We start from the raw sequence: 19,675 nt of genomic DNA, 5'->3' as shown, positions 1-19,675 counted from the left end.
GGGCTTTATTTAAAAGGGGTGATCAAAACAAACAACAGAAGTGCTATTGAGGATCGTCTCCAATAAACCCACCCGTTTGATGTTGCCACAACTGAGCATAGATACCGCTGCCTTTGATCAATTGCTGATGGGTACCTTCTTCTACAATCTTCCCCTTGTCTAAGACAATCAAGCGATCCATCGCAGCAATGGTAGAAAGACGATGCGCAATCGCAATCACCGTTTTACCTTGCATCAACTCGTTCAGGCTTTCTTGAATCGCCGATTCAACTTCAGAGTCGAGTGCCGATGTTGCCTCATCCAAGATAAGTAAGGGTGCATCTTTGAGCAATACTCGCGAGATAGCGATGCGTTGTCTTTGCCCACCAGATAGCTTAACACCACGCTCACCAACTTGTGCATTGTAGCCAATATTACCAAACGGGTCGGTCAGGGTTTCGATGAATTCGTGCGCTTGCGCTTGAGAGGTTGCTTTGATCAATTGCTCCTCAGTCGCATCGGGGCGTCCGTATAAAATATTGTCACGGATGGAGCGATGCAGCAGTGACGTATCTTGAGTCACCATCCCAATATTACTGCGCAAAGAGTCTTGGGTTACAGCATCAATAGGCTGTCCGTCGATTCGAATTTGGCCTTGCTCAACATCATGAAAACGCAGCAGAAGGTTGACTAGCGTTGACTTGCCAGCACCTGAGCGTCCGACAAGACCGACTTTTTCACCCGGCTTGATGGTGAGGTTGAGGTGATCAATGACACCTTTATTCTCACCATAGTGGAAACTAACATCGTCAAAGGTGATCTCACCTTTGGCCACATCAATGGGTTTGGCGTCTTTTTTGTCAGTAATGTCGATAGGCTTGGACAGTGTCGATGCGCCATCGACCACAGTACCTATGTTTTCAAATAGCGAACCCACTTCCCACATGATCCACATTGACATACCGTTAATACGCAGCGCCAAACTAATCGCAATCGCAATAGCACCAATCGAAATTGCACTGTCCATCCATAACATGATAGATAGAGCTGCAATACTGAATACCAAGATGTAATTGGTGATCTCTACGCACACATCGAAGCCAGTAACTAGGCGCATTTGACGATAAACGGTCTGTAAAAAGCCATCCATGCCTTCTTCCGCGTATTCGGTTTCACGAGTACTGTGCGAAAACAGCTTCACGGTGGCGATATTGGTGTAGCTGTCGACAATGCGTCCGGTCATCATCGAGCGAGCTTCGGCTTGCTGTGAAGCAACATTTTTAAGCTTAGGTACAAAGTAGATTTGAATGCCTACATATACCGCCAACCAAACCAAAAATGGAATCATTAGCCTTACGTCCGCATTGGCGAGTAAGACAACAATAGAAGTGAAGTACACCGCGACATAGACAAATACGTCCATGGTTTTCATGACGCTCTCGCGTACCGCAAGCGAGGTCTGCATGACCTTGGTGGCAACACGTCCAGCAAAGTCGTCTTGGTAAAATGACAGGCTTTGTTTTAGTAAGTATCTATGGGCTGACCAACGGATCGACATTGGGTAGTTACCAAGTAAACTTTGATGGACTAACAGCGAATAGACGACAATCAGGATGGGCATGACCACAAGCAAAAGAATGCCGTAAAACCAAAGTGTTGAGCCATTGTCTTCTAAAAAGGTAGCGGGATCGCTTTGGGATAACCAATCGACCAGCTGCCCCATAAAGCCAAATAGTGACACTTCGACAATGGCAACAATGGTACTCATGATAGCCATCATGATCAGTGGTACTTCAAATCCCTTGGTGTAGTGACGACAAAAAGCAAACACCCCTTTTGGTGGTTGCCCGGGATCGTCTTGCGGGAAGGCTTGAGTGAAGCCTTCAAACAGTTTGAACATAGTGTTTTCCTAAACAGAGTAAGCAAAGAGGACGATTGATAGAAAACCCTTGGAAAGGCGCTGTGAAATGCATTGCTTAAATCATCCGTGACGTGACTATTGTATACCTGTTAAAAGGGGAGTGCGACGAAAAAACAGACAAACATAACAACATCAACTGTTTACATAACTCTATATCGGCTGCCGCTAAGTTGGCTTTAGTTAAAAGCTATATTTGCTGAATATGTATTCTTTCTAAGTGAAAATAACTGCAGCTGTTTCAAAAAGGAAGGTTAAACGGTAAATGTAAGGGTTACAAACTGATTACAATTGGCTTTCGTCTTAAATTTGGTTAAAGGAATTAACCATGCGCTCACTCGATTTTTTATCGCATAAGCCAAAATTGGCTGTTCAAAATACTCGTCATGTTGTGATGGTGCCGCCCAAAGAGTTTGGATTTAACCCACAAACGGCAGCGGATAATGAGTTTCAGCACAGCAGCTCCCTGACCTCTGAACAAATCCGTGAACAGGCGATGGGTGAGTTTTTGCGCATGGTCACTTCACTTCGAGAAAATGGCGTCAATGTGATGCCGCTGGATTATTCTCCAAGTAAAATATCGACACCTGATGCCGTGTTTCCAAACAACTGGTTTTGCTCGTTGCCTAACGGTGAATTACACCTGTTTCCCATGGCCTGTGCCAATCGACGAGAAGAGGTTCGCACCGATCAGCTTACACAGCTGCTATCTCAGCACAGCTTTAACCTAAAAAACGTGCAAGATCACTGGTTGGACGATGCCGTCCACGAGAGCTTTTTAGAAAGCACGGGGGTGATGATTTTTGATCATCAAAATCGTGAGTTGTACGCTGGGCTTTCACAGCGGTGCGATCGTGATCTTTTAGAGCGATTTGCCGAGCAGGTCGGTTATCGAGCGATCACTTTCCAAACCCAAACTCAATCTGGCACCCCGGTGTATCACACCAATGTAATGATGGCAGTGGGTGAACGTTTTGCGGTGATTTGTGATGAAGTGATCCCAGAGTTTGAAAGGCGTTATGTGATTAAGCAGTTGGCAAAAACGAAACAGGTGATCTCAATCAGTGCTGAGCAAATGGCCCATTTTTGTGGAAACATTTTGCAGTTAGAGAACGCTCAAGGTCACAAGCTGATTGCCATGTCACAGTCTGCGTTTGATCATTTCTCCGATGCGCAAAAAGCGCAGTTGGCTTCTCATGGAAAGTTATTGCCGTTTGATGTGTCTACCATCGAATCCATTGGCGGCGGTAGTGTGCGTTGCATGCTGGCGGAAGTGTTTGCGCAGCAGCAATGACAGTTTTGATCTATCTGCTCGACGTGTAATGAGTTGGTTGGTGGAACAGTCTAGAGTCCACCACCACTCAATATTATGGTATTTGCGTCCACAGCATGATGCTGGTCGATAGATCATTAGCTGCAGCATGTGCATAGTGGTGTCGTATTCTAGTTGGGCGATGTATTGGCGCGTTAAACGAGAATCTTCGTTTGCACCGGTGTACTGCGCAATTAACTGTTCCATGGTTGCCATCGCTATTCGTCGATCCTTGTAAGTCTTTCAATCGTTATCCGTATACGTTAGCGATAAAATTAACCGTAATCCACTAATTATGTTGATAAATTTTCAATCTAGATCATCCCAACTCATCATCTCAGTTACGTTGAATCGAGCTTTATTTAACTCGGTTAGTCAGTACTCATACTAAATCATACCTTAACGCTCTTTGTCACGTTCGGTTACGCTTTCTCGCGGTTCAGCCTGACCCTAAAACATACTCTTCTACGCTATAAGCGTTGCTGCGAAATCAGGGGTATGGCTGACGATTTCTCGTACTGAGATCTCAATTTAGTCGGTTACACTTTATTGTTATTGTCGTTTTGTAATACAATAAGTCATATAAACACCGGTACGGTGAATATGCATCCATATTTAGATATGTAAAGGGTTCTTATGAGTACAGAAAAATCGTTAGACGCTATTAGAGCGATGAAGTTAGAAAATGATACCTCAGCAGGTAACTTAGTTGATTTGCTGCCAATCGAAGTGCAAAAGCGCGACTTCGACCTCTCTTTCTTAGACACCCTATCTGAGGCTCGTCCACGCTTGTTGGTTCAGTCTGCAGACTTGGCTGACTTTAAAGCAAAAGTGAAGGCTGACCCTTCATACTGCATGTTTGACGATTTCTTCAAAAACTCAACTCAGAAGTTTGTTGATACGGCACCTTACGAAGAGCCAAAGCCTTACCCAGAAGAGACTGTTGGTAAAGCATCATTGTGGCGTCCTTACTGGCGTCAAATGTACGTTGATTGCCAAATGGCGATGAACGCAACGCGTAACCTGTCTATTGCGGGTATCGTTAAAGAAGACGACGAGCTTATCGCAAAAGCGAAAGCGTGGACGTTGAAGCTATCGACGTACGATCCAGAAGGCGTAACGTCTCGCGGTTACAACGACGAAGCGGCTTTCCGCGTTATTGCAGCAATGGCATGGGGCTACGACTGGCTACACGCTTACTTTACTGACGAAGAGCGTCAGCAAGTTCAAGATGCGTTGATTGAGCGTCTAGACGAAATCATGCACCACCTGAAAGTGACCGTTGATCTACTGAACAACCCACTAAACAGCCACGGTGTTCGCTCAATTTCTTCTGCTATCATCCCAACGTGTATCGCGCTTTATCACGATCACCCGAAAGCAGGCGAGTACATCGCTTACGCACTAGAATACTACGCAGTACACTACCCACCATGGGGCGGTGAAGATGGTGGTTGGGCTGAAGGTCCTGACTACTGGAACACGCAGACTGCATTCCTAGGCGAAGCGTTTGACCTATTGAAAGCTTACTGTGGTGTAGACATGTTTAACAAAACATTCTACGAAAACACTGGCGACTTCCCACTTTACTGCATGCCTGTTCACTCAAAGCGCGCAAGTTTCTGTGACCAGTCTTCGATTGGTGACTTCCCAGGACTTAAACTGGCTTACAACATCAAGCACTACGCTGGTGTTAACCAAAAACCTGAATACGTTTGGTACTACAACCAACTTAAAGGCCGTGACACTGAAGCGCACACTAAATTCTACAACTTCGGTTGGTGGGACTTTGGCTATGACGATCTTCGCTTCAACATCCTTTGGGATGCCCCGGAAGAGAAAGCTCCGTCAAACGATCCACTATTGAAAGTGTTCCCAATCACAGGTTGGGCTGCGTTCCACAACAAGATGTGTGAGCGTGACGAGCACATTCATATGGTCTTCAAGTGCAGCCCATTTGGCTCTATCAGCCACTCACACGGTGACCAAAATGCCTTTACGCTGCACGCGTTTGGCGAGACGCTTGCGTCTATCACGGGTTACTACGGTGGTTTTGGTGTAGACATGCACACTAAGTGGCGTCGTCAAACGTTCTCTAAAAACTTGCCACTGTTTGGTGGTAAAGGCCAATACGGTGAGAACAAAAACACTAAGTTTGAAGGTCACCAAGATCGCTTCTGTATCGAAGCAGGCGGCAACATCACTGACTACGATACCGAGTCTGAAGTGAAGTTTGTTGAAGGTGATGCGACTGCGTCGTACAAGTTCTTTACTCCAGACATCAAGTCATACAAGCGTAAGATCTGGTTTGCAAAAGGTAAAGTCTTCGTAATGCAAGACAAAGCAAGCTTTGAGTCTGAAAAAGACCTGACTTGGCTAATGCACACCACATTCAGCACTGAGACTTCAGACAAATCGTTCAAGATTGTTGGCGAAAAAGCCACGCTTAACGTGTCTTTCATTAACGACAGCGCAGACAACATCACTTCAATTAAGAACGTTGAAGGTTTTGGTGAGGTTGATCCGTACGAGTTTAAAGATCTTGAAGTCCACCGCCATGTTGAAACTGAGTTTTCTGCCGCTAAAGAGCACAATGTATTGACGCTATTAGTACCAGAGAAAAATGGTGTAGCAGCAGACGTATCTTACCAATTAAACGGTAGTACGCTTGAGCTAGTCATCGACGGTGAAAAAGTCACTATCGAGCTATAATACCAACCAAAGCAATTAACTGATCATTCTTGCTTGTTAAAATCGCTAATAGCGGCGTTAAAGATTTTGTAGGTAGAACAACTATCTACGGCAATCTTTGCCTTGCTCTCAGCGATTTTTCCGGCGCAATTTTCTGACCAGTTAATTACTTCGATTGGTATAATCTATCTGTTAGATTGGTGGCTTTTTGCTACTAACAATCAATGCCTAGCTTTTGAGCTAGGCATTTTTTTATCTATTTTCAGATGATTGCCAACTTTTCTGAACCCCACTACAGCCTTCTTTGACTCCCCTACATTTATGGTAGTCATAACTCATTTCAATGAAATGAGAGCCATCATGTCCTTTCCTAGTTGTCCAAATTGTCAGTCAGAATATGTTTACCAAGACCAACGTCTTTTGGTGTGTCCAGAGTGCGCTTATGAGTGGGATCCTAATGAGCTAGAACAACAACCGATGGTAAAGGATGTCAATGGTACATTGCTGTCAGAAGGCGATAAGGTGACGGTAGCAAAAGATCTAAAAGTGAAAGGCAGCTCGCAGGTAATAAAAATAGGCACCAAAGCGCAAATACGCCGCATTGTTGAAGGTAAAGATCATCAACTTGATTGTAGAGTCGACGGTGCGGGTGAGATGATGATCACGGCCAAATATGTGAAGAAAGCTTAGCATTGGTGACGCATTGTTTGTATTGACCCCATTTTTAAGGAGTACGAATGCCATCACTACCTGAGCATCCGACGCTATTAGACTTCCAACAATATGTTTCTGAGCTGGAAGTTGAACGCGGATTTTCTGATCAACCGACTCAGCAAAAGTGTTTACTGCTGGGTGAGGAAATCGGAGAGCTTTTTAAAGCGGTGCGTAAAGCCGAAGGAATTGCGGTTGACCCAACATCAAAAATTAATGACATCGGTGATGAGTTAGCGGATATTTTTATCTATCTATGCTCAATCGCGAATCGCTACGATATCGACCTTAAACAAGCGTTTGTCGATAAAGAGTTTAAGAATAAACAGCGTACTTGGGTGTAACTCAAGGGCTCGCCTTTGGAAGGTCATACACTGTGTCATCACCTAATCGTCCCATTAACATTCACCAGCACTATCATGCGCACGTCTACTTTGACGAACAAACGTTACCACTGGCACAACAGTTGTGTTGTGCCGCAGGTAATAAATTTGGCCTCCCTGTAGGGCGCGTGCATAAAAAGCCCGTGGGTCCTCATACGTTATGGAGCTGCCAAATACTGTTTAATCACTCGCACTTCGAGCAGCTTATTCCGTGGTTAGAGCAACACCGGCAGTCACTTAGTGTCCTAATTCATGCCGATACCGGTGATGACTATAGTGACCATACGCGATACGCGTACTGGCTTGGGGATGAAGTCGCTTTGGATCTAAGCGGATTTTCTGTTTAAGAATCGGTATGGAATAAAGGCATGACGAGGCACATATGCCACGGTGACTTAGTGCTGCCCTAAGCACTTTCTTATCAATAAGGCGCTTCGTCAGCATAATGCGATTACGTAATAAAGGTGAATAGGGGAGAGGCTCAATTTGTACTAGACTGGTTGAGACGTTTGGAGAGCTATATTTCGACTGCTTACCTTTTGAAGGCAATCGAGCGATGATACTGAGAATGGATGCATTACTCTCGCGCTCGGTTGTTGAGCATTGTTTGGAGTTAGTACTCACTTACAACCGCGTAAAGCATCTGCCTTTGCTGGGGGCTTAGCTTAATAAAGGCGCTCAATCAAACAGACCAAATGGAGTTAATAACACTTATGGATCATGACCAATTTAATCACTTCTGCAACAGCTTTGTGGCAACTACGCACGTTGTCCAATGGGGAGACGCTCATGTGTGGAAAGTTGGCGGAAAGGTGTTTGCCATAGGGGGGACGAGTAAAGCCAACCAAGCCACGTTTACCTTTAAGACCTCCGATTTGAATTTTGAATTTCTTAGTGATCATGACGGTTATATTCCTGCGCCTTACTTTGCCAATCGCGGTATGAAATGGATCCAGCAAATCAACACCAATGGCGAACTGGATGACGACTTAGAGTATTATTTATCCGAGTCTTATAAGCTGGTGGCACGAGGTCTGAGCAAGCGAAAACGACAAGAGTTGGGCATTGCCGATGTGTGAATGGAGTACACGCCTGCTGCTAATGCTTTTGTCCCCATTTATGAGACAAACATTCAATCTAAAGTGAAAATAGGGTCACTGATCCGCTGATCTTAGTTTTGCTACATCTAAAGCCCCACACTTTCTCTTATTCTTGCTCAAAAAGAGGAGGCCTTTTTTCCACCTCTTATAGGAAATTATTCATTACTTGTGCTGCCAAAATGGAACAAGTATGTGCGCCTGTTAAGGAGAGTCGGTGAATACTGCAATTAACTATTCCAAGGTATTATTACCTGCAAAGCATGTGTTGCTGTTAAGCCACATGCGTTCTAATTCAAGCCTTGTGTCTCACTTAATTGGCAGTAATCCACAGGTCAGTGGCTATTATGAAATGCACATTGGTTATTACAGCTGGAAAAGTTTGTATCGCCAGAAATTGAAATACATGGAACAAAATCCAGGTAAGCCGTTTCGGTCGATCTTTTTTGATAAAGTGCTGCATGATGAGCATCACGTGAGTGAAGCGATAGTCAATCACCCGTCCGTTAAGTTGCTGTTCTCTATTCGCGAGCCATTTGAAACCGTGGTGAGTACGGTCAAGCTATACAAAAAAAACAAGCCAGAGCATGAATGTGCCACCTACCAAGGTGCTATCGATTACTATATCCAGCGTGTAAATTCACTTGCCAAACTGTATCAATCCTTGAGTGATAAGAGTCGTGCATTGTGCTTTCGAGCGTCCGCCGTTCGGGATAACCCAACAGATACGTTGGCTCAAATCGGTCAATTCATGGAGCTTAAACAACCTCTTAGCGAGTCCTACACAATTATGGATAAAACGGGGACACGTTTTGTCGGTGATAACTCTAAAAATATCTACTCTGGAAAAGTCTTAAAAAATATCCCGCTGGATCCCGACGTGATCGCTGAGATCCCTAGGCAACAAGAGTTGCTGGACGCCTATCAAAATACTTGCCAAACCTTAGGTATTAACGCTGTCTAATTGCGACTCCAAAGGCTTAAACATTTGATGGATTTAGCCTAAAAGGTATTTTATTGAAAAGGCACTTAGACATCTCTGTACACACTTAGAGAGGTTTGCTTACACCACAGCCAATATACTGGACGATGGATTGGTATACTTCGGGCTCATTTTTAAATGTGTCCGCAAGACACTAGAGGATTCATGACTCGAGGCATTGATAAGTACAGTATAGAAAACACCGACTATAAAGTTGGTCAAGACAACATTACGAAGTGGGGGTTTGATGTTCATAACCCTGTTTTTGGCGCCAGCGCCGGTCTCATCTTTCTTTTTCTAGCGGCCTTATTAGTCGCCGACCCATCTACCGCAAAAGCCGTCCTCGATGGTGCTAAATGGAGCATCATTGATCAGTTTGATACCTTATTCATGTGGGCAGGTAACATTTTTATCCTATTTTGCTTAGGGCTGATCGTGTCCCCTTACGGAAAAATCCGTATTGGTGGAGCCGATGCCAAAGCAGAATATTCTAATGTGTCGTGGATAGCGATGCTCTTTGCTGCTGGCGTTGGTATAGGGTTAATGTTCTACGGAGTTGCAGAGCCTGCAGCGTATTATACAGGGTGGTACGAAACCCCTCTGGCTGTTGAACCGTTTACAGAAGAAGCAAAACGAGCAGCTTTAGGTGCCAGTGTGTTCCACTGGGGAATCCACGCTTGGGCAATTTATGCCGTAGTGGCCTTGTCGTTGGCGTTTTTTGCCTTCAACAAAGGTTTGCCGCTGTCGATTCGTTCTGCGTTCTATCCTATTTTGGGTGATCGTGCGTGGGGTTGGATGGGACATGTCATCGATATTCTAGCGGTACTTGCGACCCTGTTTGGTCTCGCGACGTCTTTGGGCATAGGCGCAAAGCAAGCGGCAAGTGGATTAAGCCATGTATTTGGTTTTGATGCGACGGTCCAAGTTGAGCTGGCAATTGTGGTGTTTGTGACTTCACTGGCCATTGTATCGGTGATCCGTGGCATACATGGCGGAGTTAAAATACTGAGTAATATTAACTTAGCGGCGGCATTTGCACTGTTGGTGTTCATGATAGTCGCTGGGTTTTCAATATTTTTTGATTCGCTCTGGGCGACAGTAAGTGGGTATGTGACAAACATGATCCCACTCAGTAATCCGTATGGTCGAGAAGACGAAGCGTGGATGCACGGATGGACGGTATTCTATTGGGCTTGGTGGATCTCTTGGTCACCTTGCGTCGGCATGTTCATCGCGCGAGTGTCAAAGGGGCGAACCGTTCGTGAGTTCTTGTCTGCAGTGATTTTTATACCAACACTGATCACTTTTCTTTGGATGGCGGCTTTTGGTGGTATGGCGATCGATCAGTTGGCTAATCAAGTCGGCGAGTTAGGGCAAAATGGCCTTAACGATATCACGCTAGCGCTATTCCATACTTTCGATGCGATGCCAATGGGGAACCTATTGTCGCTGCTTTCTGTAGCGTTGATCATGATCTTTTTTATAACCTCTTCAGACTCAGCGTCGCTGGTGATTGACAGTATTACCGCGGGAGGCAAGGTGACGGCACCCGTCCCACAGCGAATATTTTGGGCGACTACAGAGGGGGCTATTGCCGGTACGCTGCTTTGGGTTGGTGGAAAAGAAACCATAGAGGCACTTCAAGCAGGCACTATTTCCACAGGACTGCCATTTACCATTATTTTGCTGCTGATGTGTGTGACATTGCTTATGGGACTTAAAACAGAGCTAGCGACGCACTCATTACGTTATGCGAAAACCTAATAATTAACTGAGATTCGCTCTCATCATTAGTCGTAATAAAAGGCACTTAGAGACTTATTCAAGTTGAAAAGTGCCTTTTCTCGTTTTCGCAGGTCTGATTTAATGAAGGAGGAGGTACAAATGGACATCATTCAATTTCTCACCGAGCATCATGTGTCGTTTCGGCATTACGAGCACACTGCGGTGTTTACGGTTCAGCAGGCCAATCAACTGGATGTGAACATACCGGGTTTGGCGACAAAAAACCTATTTTTGCGTGATGGCAAGGGAAAGCGTCACTGGTTGTGGGTAGGTGCGGACGACGATTCATTGGATCTTGCGAGGCTTTCACAGCGCTTAGAGGTGAAGCGACTCAGTTTGGCGTCAAGTGAGCGGTTAGCAACATTCCTTGATTCGGCGCCGGGTCGCGTATCGCTATTGGATATGTTTAAGGCTCAGTCACAGCAAGTCACATTGTTGGTGACGCCATCGGTGTGGAGCTCCGAAAGTGTCCAATGTCATCCGTTTGATAATGCGGTTACGCTAGAGATTAATACGGCTCAACTAAAGCCACTGTTGCAGAAACTGGATAATGAAGTGGTGATACTTAACGAGTAACGAAGGGGCTAGCGTCTCTGGCAGGTGGTGCATCCAGTACACGCTTGACGGGTGTGTTTGTCCAGTCGTCCACGTTGGATTTTACAATAGGCGTTTTTAAGCGCGCGTCTTGCTGAAAACCAATCATCAGGTTTTTCGAGGATCACATACCCATTAAAACGCTTGGTCAGTGGTAAGCGATATTGGTTGATAAACTGACTGTCGTAACCAATCTCAAAGTAATCAAGCGCCTCTTCAATGCAAGTGAAGCGTTCAATCGTTGTTTGAATATCCGGTTTCGTCATTGTGTTGCCAACCAATATCGCCAAAGAGCAAAACGGGGAGGTTATACCAACCAAAGCAATTAACTGGTCATTCTTGCTTGTTAAAATCGCTAATAGCGGCGTTAAATATTTTGTAGGTAGAACAACTATCTACGGCAATCTTTGCCTTGCTCTTAGCGATTTTTCCGGCGCAATTTTCTGACCAGTTAATTACTTCGATTAATGGTATTAGTCCTTAGCCTGTTTCACTCGAATCGTGCTTTTGTCCATAGACGTCATGTTTAACGCCGTGATTGCAGCTTTTGCTTCTGCTTCTTCTGGCATTTCAACAAATGCGAAACCTTTAGATTTGCCGGTTTCTTGGTCTAAGACGAGGTTGCAGTGAGTGACGGTTCCGTGTGCAGAAAATGCCACGCGAAGATCTTGCTCTGCAGTTGTACGAGCCAAATTGCGTACGAGTAATTTCATAATAGTTGCCTGAGATTAAATTCGGTATGATTGTCGCAGGTCGACGCGCGTAAACCAACTAAAAGGTGACTGGTGCAGCAAATAATTCAGTGGGTCAAAAACGATCCGCTCCGATGTAAGGCGTTAGAGGGTGTATTTCGCCTGCAATTGCCACAGTGTTATATAGCAGCGGGATTTGTACGCAACTTAGTGTGGGACCGTCTGCACCACGTTGAAACGTCGACCCCGCTCAATGACATCGACGTGATTTATTACGATCCGGATACTATCTCAGTGGAAACGGAGTGTCACTACGAGCGGTTGCTTTCGCAATGGATGCCAGACGTTAACTGGCAAGTTCGAAACCAAGCTAGGATGCATGCACAAAACGGTGACGCTCCTTACATCGGTTCGATAGATGCGATGCGTTATTGGCCGGAAATTGAAACGGCAGTCGCTATTCGTCAGCTTCCATACCAGCAATACCAGTGTGTGTCGGCCTTTGGTTTCGACTCTCTGATGTCGTTGCAGGTTACTCCTAACCCCAAACGAGATATTAACGTGGTTGAGCAGCGCATTGTCGCAAAACGCTGGCTCAGTCAATGGCCTAAACTGCAGCTAAATGTCACCACTAAACCCGTCTTAACAGACCCACACAGTGAGCACACAATGTACCTATCTAAAATGACCTTCTTCGAACGATTTGAGCACGATATTGTTGCTGGAAAGAAAACCATTACCTTACGTGATGAGGCTGAAAAAGCCTATAAAGTTGGTAGCGTCGTTCCAGTTTCAACCTTTGTAGAAGACCGCTATTTTTGCGATTTAAAAATACTGTCTGTTGAGCCCGTTAGGCTGGAGGACTTAACCATCGAACACGCGCAGCAAGAGAATATGACATTAGATGAGCTGGTCAGTGTTATTGGAGAGATTTACCCTGGGGTCACTCAGCTCTATGCCGTCTGTTTTGAGTTGGCAACAGCGGAATAAAAAAGCGAGCAGATAACTGCTCGCTGAATCGTTAGTACTGGAAGGGTAAAGCTGCTTAAGGGGCAATGGCGCCAGTTAGCTGTGCCGGTTGAGCGTTGGTGTCGACAATAACTTCAAATTGCTCTGGGTAGGCAAGCATCTGTTCGTACACACCTTGTGTGCCCGACTTTATCTCTAGAGTAGAAGACAGCTCAGCCGATGTGGCGCTGTTTCTCACAAATTGCAGACCGCCATCATCTACAATGGTTCCAACCCAGTCTGCACTTCCATACAACGCTTCTAGCTCTGGTTTCACTGCGTTGATACCCGCAAAGTCGTCAGGATCTGGGAAGCCTGATGGGATAGGGTACAAATTGAGCACAGCCTCATCGCTGCCTACTGGGTTAATGGTGATCGAGGTGATGGTATTACTATCGATACCCTCAAAGGCAAGAGAGTAACTCATGTTACCACGGCCATTCCAAGACAGCGTGACGTCTGCAGTTTCTCCACTTCCACCTGATAAGGTGGCCATTTGCTGAGTCGGCAGCAGTGCACGATCAAAGACAATGTTACCGCTAAGTTCACCTGCGGTGTTGTTGGTGGTTTTGATCAGCAAATAGGGTTGATTGGCTGCATCGAACGCAGATTGGGATAGTGTCGCCAAGCCAAAGAGACTTTGACCTTGAAACGCGTAGGAGGAGTCAGCAAACAGCTCGACCAGTTCACTATCAGCGTTACCCGTGGCATCACTATTAATAACAATTGAGGTGATGGTCGTTGGATCAATATCGTAGAGGTTGAGCTCAAAGTGAACCGTGTCGTCGTTAACTCGGGTCATTTTCGCGATACCAAATGCCTCTGATGGACTGCTTAGCGACAAGGCTTTGCGATTAAGCGGTGTAATGGCGTAATTTTGCACATCAACAACGATAGGCTCTGCCATATCGGCGACATCAGTCACCGTGCTAATGGTACGAGTGCCGTAATCCTCTAAAAAGCGTCCAACAAGATCGATAAACTGGGATTCAATAAACTCAGGTACGTGAGTACCTTGTTCTATGGTAGCGAGTTGGACACTGGTGTCGTTGGCACACTGTTGATATTGAGAGACCTGCGCTTGTCGAGTTGTCAGTAGTAATGGGTGTCTTGGGTCACCAATGCCACCGACTACATCGGATTCGGTCAAATCGATAGTGCTGCTCGCTGTTGGGGTAGCATCACACTGGTTAATTTGCGCCCAACGTCCGACTACGGCTTCGGCACTCGCCATTGCCAAAAGACGCGCGTTAAAGGTGTTGCCCAAGTAGGAAACGGTTTGGTCTGCTTCACCATGGATCTGCAAAACAGAGACGGGGTTCTCTGGTTGGCATTGGTCGACATCCGGTCTCATAAGTCCTGCAATACTCACCACTGCAGTCACTTTTTCAGACATTTCGCACGCGGTTCGCAGCGCCATAAATCCGCCATTAGAGTGTCCCATAATAAACACGCGATTAGGATCCACGTTGTTGTCTGCAATTTGCTGGTCGATGATGTTCTTTAAAAATGCCTTGTCGTCTGGCTCGGGCACGCCTGCGGGGTTAAATCGGTCAAACCAACAGCACGCCGTCGGACCATTCCATGCGCTTCCGCCGTCGATTTGTTTGAAAGATTGAGGGGCGACATAGACATACCCTTGCGCCTCACTCAACGACTTACCGTGTGCGAACTCAGTCACAAAATCAATGTTATTTCCGAAGCCGTGTAGGCTGATTAATAATGCAGGCGATTCGTCCGTGACGCTGTCTGCTATGTATTCATAATAACCACGGTCATTGACACCATCGGTACTGGAGACACAGCGACCCTGTGTGAACTCGGTTTCACAGGTTGCAGTGGATATTGATTTACTGGGTGTTGAGTCGGATTTGGGCGAACTGGAGGAGTTACAGCCGGTTAATAGTGCGCTGAACACGCCAACAGTTAACCATAGTGCGGTTGTTGGTTTCATACTCGATCCTTGATGTAACGGGTTGAAGGCCTAAGACGTATCGCGGTCTTAGAAAAGTGGCCTCAGTCTAAGAAAACCGCCTATAGGGATGAATGCACGAAAATCTGAGTCTTTTACACAAAACTCCAATTTGTAGTTTTGGTAACGTTTACATAGTATATTAGTAACACAAATGTTAACTGGAGCAGTTTGATGGAACAGACGCAATCTTTGCGAGAGCTTGAGTCGCGATTTAAGCCGTATATGCAGTTTGATGGATTCCATCAAACGCCGATTCCTGAGATGTTTGTTTATCGCAATAGCCGTAGAGGGCGTCCCGTAGACGAGTTGTATCAACCTATGGCGATTGTAGGTCTGCAGGGTGAGCGAGTATTGAAAGTCGCTGAACAAGAATATGCACAACCGTTAGGGACTCTATTTTCCAATTTGTCGCCCACTATGGTGGAGTGCCAAAAAAACATGATCAGCGCAGAACACCCAATCAGTTGCCTGGTATTGCTGCTCGACCCAGACCGAATGACCAAAGTCGCACTTCAACTGCAATCGAGTCGTGGGGCACCGTCACACAGTCAAAGCAACAATCCCAACGATCATTTTGCGATGGATTTAGACGACAAACTATGGATGGTTTTGCTGCGTCTTTCGTGGTTACTCGATGATGCGAGTGAGCGAGAGGTGCTATGTGAATCACTGCTCGACGAACTGTACTACCGGCTTTTGTCACCGCTGCCTGCTGGGCAGTTGTCACGTCTTTTACATCAAACCAAAGATGCAAGCACCATGTCGAGAGTCGTACAACATGTCACCCAAAACATTGAACAACACTTCACCGTGGATGAGCTGGCGAGCTTGGCGAACATGGGGCATTCGAGCTTTCATGAAAAATTCAAACTGGTGATGCACGATACGCCGCTACACTTTATAAAAACCCAAAAGCTTAAACAGGCGCGCAGTTATTTATGGCAAGGACTAAGTGTGTCGGAAGCTGCCTACAAAGTCGGTTACAACAATTTGGGGCAATTTAGTCGTGAATTTAAACGTCACTTTGGTCATACTGCTTCGCACCTAACTCAATAATGTAAAAGGATTTACGTGTGAAAAAAGTGGTGGTGGTGACGGGTGGAAGCCGCGGTATTGGCAGGGCAACGAGTACTTTGCTTGCGCAAAGAGGTTATTCGGTGATCATTAATTTTCGCTTTCAACGCGCACCCGCTGAGCAGTTGCAACAACAGTTGACCAAGTTCGGATTCGAAGTGCAGATCTATCAAGCAGATGTGTCGGATGAAGTGCAGGTTAAGCAGCTGTTTGACTTTGCCGAGCAGCAGTACGGTGAAGTGACTGCGCTTGTGAATAATGCGGGTCGGCTTTTTGCCCAATCGCGATTAGTGGATACGTCGCTTGAGCGTTTTACGCAAACTGTAACAACCAATCTAACCAGCACCTTTCTGTGCTGTCGAGAGTTTGTATTGCGTCGCAATGGTAAGGCGGGGGCGATAGTGAACGTCTCGTCTGGCGCGGCCAAAAGTGGCTCACCGAATGAATACGTAGATTACGCATGCAGTAAAGGGGCAATCGACACGTTAACCGTTGGTTTGGCCAAAGAAGTCGCCCATCAAAATTTACGGGTCAATGCGGTTAGACCAGGATTGATTTATACCGAGATGCACGCCGATGGTGGTGAGCCTGCTCGCGTCGATAGGCTGTCATCGAACATACCGATGCAGCGAGGCGGACAAGCAGAAGAGGTCGCTCATTCTATTGCGTGGCTGCTATCTGAAGACGCCTCGTTTACCACCGGATCGTTTATTGACGTGTGTGGTGGGCTTTAGGGTAAACAAAAACGCCAAGCTGATTAGGCTTGGCGTTGGTTAGTTAGCTAACTAACACTTCGACTGAATATCATCATCGAAACAGGTTCAATGAGTGGTTTGTCGATGTAATCCCCTTCGCCCACAGAGCGTTGAGAGGTGTCGACAATCAGTTTCCATTTGTCGCCTTTTACTGGAGTCACAAATCGAGCCGGTGATGGTGATTGGTTAATGAAAAACAGTAGTTCGTCACCGTCTTTATTGATCCCCAAATGCAGCGCGACAGCTTTTAACTGGTTCCAATCTGCAATTTCCATATTGTGCCCATCTGGACGATACCAACCGACACGGTTTTGATTACGTGTCTCACCACTGAAGGCCTCGATAAACGGAGTCATATATTGCTTACGTGCAGCCAACATATCCGAAATCCATTGGCTAAAGTAGCGCTTACGCTCAGTGAGCTCCCAATTTAGCCAGCTGATTTCATTGTCTTGGCAGTAAGCGTTGTTATTACCATTCTGCGTATGTGACAGGGTGTCTGCGGTTAGAATGTGCGGAATACTGAACGAGAATAGTAAGCTAGCCAGACAGTTGCGTTTTTGTTTTTCGCGCATGGCTTTTATGGTCATGCTGTCTGTTGGACCTTCTACACCGTAGTTGTCAGAGCGGTTGTCACCATGACCATCACGGTTATGTTCGCCATTTGCTTCATTATGCTTATGCTTGTAGCTCACCAGATCTTGTAGGGTGTAACCATCGTGATAGGTGATGTAGTTGATGGTCATTTTTTGAGGCCAGCGGCTGGCACTGTATAGATCGCGAGAGCCCATAAGGCGCGTAGCGAACTCTTTCAAGTAGCCTTGATCGCCGCGCCAGAAACTGCGCGTAATATCGCGGAATTTATCGTTGCACTCATTCCAGCCGTCAGGGAAAGCACCCACTTGATAACCGTTAGGACCGATATCCCAAGGTTCTGCAATCAATTTGACTTGTTGAAGAACAGGATCTTGAGCGACCGCGCGGAAAAACGCAGCGCGCGGGTTGAAGTCGTCACCATTGCGACCCAGCGTTGCGGCAAGGTCAAAACGGAACCCATCAATTTGGTATTCGCTTACCCAGTGACGCAGAGTATCCATAACCAAATTTAGCGACGCTTGATGATCTAAATCGACAGTATTACCACAGCCCGTGTAGTTGGCGTAGTGGCAGCCATGTTTCAGGTAGTAGTGGTTATCCAGGCCTTTAAGGTTAAAGATTGGTCCGCCTTCGCCACCTTCTGCGGTGTGGTTGTAAACCACATCCAAAATGACTTCGATGCCATTACGGTGCAGCTCTCTGATTGCAGTTTTAAGCTCTGTTACTGCATCTTGATTGGCGTAACGTGGGTCTGGTGCCATGAAAAGATAAGGGTTATAACCCCAATAGTTCACTTTACCCATATCGAGCAAATGCGGCTCGTGCATGCACGCTGCAACAGGCAACAACTGCAAAGAGGTAATGTTTTGCTGCTTGTAGTATTTCAGCATTGGTTTACTCACAAGGCCAAGGTAAGTACCTTGCTCCTGCTTGCTTAATTCGGGATGAAGCTTACTCAAGCCTTTCACATGTGTTTCAAACAGTACCGTTTGTTCACGAGGAATGCGTGGCGGCTGAGTCTTTTGCCAATCAAAGTCAGGATCACAGACCACTGAGTGCGCCATGTCCCAGCTTTTTTCAGCGGTGTACGGCAGCTTGTAATCAAGGGCTTTACTAATCGCTTTAGCGTAAGGATCAGAGAGTAAATAGGCATTGTCATCAATGTTGACGCTAAAACCGTATTCTTGACCAGCAGTGACACCCGGTACAAATACATGACGTACACCAGAGTAATGATGCTCAAATTCAATAGAGCGGCGCGAAGTGCCGTCAAAGAGTTCTAATTTGAGTTGCGATGCGTGTGGAGCATGGACGGCAAAATTACAGCCACCGTCTCTAAGTGTGGCGCCAAGTGGGAACGGGCGAGACTGAACATTCATAGTGTTTTGCGAATCTACTGTTTTGATAGCTAAATTAATACTTCACGGACGAAAATCAATAACAGTGTCGCATCATTTCATGAATAAGTCATGACAAAGTGACTCTGCTCACTGTTCGTAGGCCGGTTGTAGGGCTCTTTAGCTCATCGATGTTCTGCCTAGAGTCTTTAGCTTGGCGCACTAGCTCGGTTGCTTTGACTTGCGAATCAAGCGCTGATTCGGCCAGAGTAGGGGGCTCGGTGATTTCCATTCAATTTCCACCAACTCAAGGCGTTTGCTTAAAATTTGCTCTTCTCGTACACTTTCAGATAATGAATGAGAGCTTGGTTCGACGCGAAGCCATGATTCGGGCCCACCAACGGGTGGGATTTCGCCGTGGATTCGGGCCAAGCTCTCAGTCATCAAACTCTCGCCTCACAAGTCATACGGGGCCAGTGAATCCCCATTATTTAACCCGCTTTTTCAATGCCGCGAACTTTAACGCCAACTTCAAATGGCTTACCACTCACATTAAATCGCGCAATGGCATCCTCCCAGTCCACTACCGATGAATGTTTATTGAGGTTATGCGTGGTTGAACTTTTCTGGACAGTGAAGTGCATAAGGCTTTGCTAGGCAATGTTTTATATTTTTGGTTAGCTGGGGATAGCCTTTATGGACATTACTTTGTCGTGTTTTTTATGGTTGGACGTTATTTTCGACTGACATGCCTATTTTCCCGCATTGTGGCTCCGCAGCAAATT

Annotated in this window: 19 protein-coding genes and 1 pseudogene; 12 read left to right on the top strand and 8 right to left on the bottom strand. The window is 46.0% G+C overall.

What is annotated here, in order from left to right; genetic code table 11:
- Positions 1-43: 43 nt before the first annotated feature.
- Entirely contained in the window at positions 44-1,879 is a 1,836-nt protein-coding gene (locus ST37_RS17585) for an ABC transporter ATP-binding protein (protein WP_084888838.1), read from the bottom strand.
- Between the two features lie 346 nt (positions 1,880-2,225).
- On the opposite strand from ST37_RS17585, the gene ST37_RS17580 reads away from it, so the two are divergent.
- The gene (locus ST37_RS17580; RefSeq protein ID WP_084888836.1) at positions 2,226-3,191 is read left to right on the top strand and encodes an arginine deiminase-related protein; all 966 of its coding nucleotides are present in this window, start codon (positions 2,226-2,228) and stop codon (positions 3,189-3,191) included.
- Between the two features lie 123 nt (positions 3,192-3,314).
- Here the strand turns inward: ST37_RS17580 and ST37_RS20315 are convergent.
- Positions 3,315-3,416 (bottom strand): annotated as a pseudogene (locus ST37_RS20315) (SAM-dependent methyltransferase); the annotation flags it as partial.
- Positions 3,417-3,845: 429 nt separating this feature from the next.
- On the opposite strand from ST37_RS20315, the gene ST37_RS17570 reads away from it, so the two are divergent.
- The 8 genes from ST37_RS17570 to ST37_RS17535 all read left to right on the top strand — a co-directional run bounded on the left by ST37_RS17570 (position 3,846) and on the right by ST37_RS17535 (position 11,434).
- Entirely contained in the window at positions 3,846-5,921 is a 2,076-nt protein-coding gene (locus tag ST37_RS17570) for a DUF4962 domain-containing protein (protein WP_084888832.1), read from the top strand.
- 339 nt (positions 5,922-6,260) lie between these two features.
- Positions 6,261-6,590 carry a zinc ribbon domain-containing protein YjdM gene (locus tag ST37_RS17565; protein WP_084888830.1) on the top strand — a complete coding sequence of 110 codons (330 nt, stop codon included), beginning with the start codon at positions 6,261-6,263 and terminating at the stop codon, positions 6,588-6,590.
- A gap of 47 nt (positions 6,591-6,637) precedes the next feature.
- Positions 6,638-6,955 (top strand): MazG nucleotide pyrophosphohydrolase domain-containing protein, encoded by a 318-nt coding sequence (locus ST37_RS17560; RefSeq protein ID WP_084888828.1) that lies wholly within the window; start codon positions 6,638-6,640, stop codon positions 6,953-6,955.
- Positions 6,956-6,987: 32 nt separating this feature from the next.
- Positions 6,988-7,341: a DOPA 4,5-dioxygenase family protein gene (locus tag ST37_RS17555; RefSeq protein WP_084888826.1), complete on the top strand. Its 354-nt coding sequence runs from the start codon at positions 6,988-6,990 to the stop codon at positions 7,339-7,341.
- 366 nt (positions 7,342-7,707) lie between these two features.
- Complete coding sequence (locus tag ST37_RS17550) at positions 7,708-8,073, top strand: MmcQ/YjbR family DNA-binding protein (RefSeq protein WP_084888824.1); 366 nt, start codon at positions 7,708-7,710, stop codon at positions 8,071-8,073.
- A gap of 235 nt (positions 8,074-8,308) precedes the next feature.
- Positions 8,309-9,055 carry a hypothetical protein gene (locus ST37_RS17545; RefSeq protein WP_084888823.1) on the top strand — a complete coding sequence of 249 codons (747 nt, stop codon included), beginning with the start codon at positions 8,309-8,311 and terminating at the stop codon, positions 9,053-9,055.
- A gap of 183 nt (positions 9,056-9,238) precedes the next feature.
- Positions 9,239-10,837 (top strand): BCCT family transporter, encoded by a 1,599-nt coding sequence (locus ST37_RS17540; RefSeq protein WP_084888820.1) that lies wholly within the window; start codon positions 9,239-9,241, stop codon positions 10,835-10,837.
- 120 nt (positions 10,838-10,957) lie between these two features.
- A complete protein-coding gene (locus ST37_RS17535) occupies positions 10,958-11,434 on the top strand; it encodes a YbaK/EbsC family protein (RefSeq protein WP_172401032.1) in 477 nt (158 codons plus the stop codon).
- Between the two features lie 8 nt (positions 11,435-11,442).
- Here the strand turns inward: ST37_RS17535 and ST37_RS17530 are convergent, their stop codons facing one another.
- Positions 11,443-11,718, bottom strand: a complete 276-nt coding sequence (locus tag ST37_RS17530; RefSeq protein ID WP_084888817.1) for a nitrogenase-stabilizing/protective protein NifW — start codon at positions 11,716-11,718, stop codon at positions 11,443-11,445.
- A 207-nt stretch (positions 11,719-11,925) separates the two neighbouring features.
- Positions 11,926-12,165, bottom strand: coding sequence for an RNA recognition motif containing protein (locus tag ST37_RS17525; protein WP_084888815.1), 240 nt, complete (start codon positions 12,163-12,165; stop codon positions 11,926-11,928).
- Between the two features lie 72 nt (positions 12,166-12,237).
- On the opposite strand from ST37_RS17525, the gene yqfB reads away from it, so the two are divergent.
- Positions 12,238-13,134, top strand: a complete 897-nt coding sequence (gene yqfB / locus ST37_RS20380) for a N(4)-acetylcytidine aminohydrolase (protein WP_084888813.1) — start codon at positions 12,238-12,240, stop codon at positions 13,132-13,134.
- Between the two features lie 55 nt (positions 13,135-13,189).
- Here yqfB and ST37_RS17515 read toward each other — a convergent pair whose 3' ends face one another.
- Complete coding sequence (locus ST37_RS17515; protein WP_084888811.1) at positions 13,190-15,106, bottom strand: PHB depolymerase family esterase; 1,917 nt, start codon at positions 15,104-15,106, stop codon at positions 13,190-13,192.
- 192 nt (positions 15,107-15,298) lie between these two features.
- Here ST37_RS17515 and ST37_RS17510 point away from each other — a divergent pair, with 192 nt between their 5' ends.
- Both ST37_RS17510 and ST37_RS17505 read left to right on the top strand, forming a co-directional pair.
- The gene (locus tag ST37_RS17510) at positions 15,299-16,183 is read left to right on the top strand and encodes an AraC family transcriptional regulator N-terminal domain-containing protein (RefSeq protein ID WP_084888810.1); all 885 of its coding nucleotides are present in this window, start codon (positions 15,299-15,301) and stop codon (positions 16,181-16,183) included.
- 17 nt (positions 16,184-16,200) lie between these two features.
- On the top strand, positions 16,201-16,935 hold the full coding sequence (locus tag ST37_RS17505; protein ID WP_084888808.1) for an SDR family oxidoreductase: 735 nt from the start codon (positions 16,201-16,203) through the stop codon (positions 16,933-16,935).
- Positions 16,936-16,982: 47 nt separating this feature from the next.
- Here the strand turns inward: ST37_RS17505 and glgX are convergent, their stop codons facing one another.
- From glgX to ST37_RS20050, 3 genes are all read right to left on the bottom strand, one after another.
- A complete protein-coding gene (gene glgX / locus ST37_RS17500; RefSeq protein WP_084888806.1) occupies positions 16,983-18,932 on the bottom strand; it encodes a glycogen debranching protein GlgX in 1,950 nt (649 codons plus the stop codon).
- Between the two features lie 88 nt (positions 18,933-19,020).
- Entirely contained in the window at positions 19,021-19,182 is a 162-nt protein-coding gene (locus tag ST37_RS20055) for a hypothetical protein (protein ID WP_172401029.1), read from the bottom strand.
- Between the two features lie 199 nt (positions 19,183-19,381).
- Positions 19,382-19,534, bottom strand: a complete 153-nt coding sequence (locus ST37_RS20050; protein ID WP_172401031.1) for a hypothetical protein — start codon at positions 19,532-19,534, stop codon at positions 19,382-19,384.
- Between the last annotated feature and the right edge of the window lie 141 nt (positions 19,535-19,675).

Source organism: Vibrio sp. qd031 (assembly GCF_002100145.1).
Classification (GTDB): domain Bacteria; phylum Pseudomonadota; class Gammaproteobacteria; order Enterobacterales; family Vibrionaceae; genus Vibrio.
This window is presented reverse-complemented; position numbering and strand designations above follow the sequence as displayed.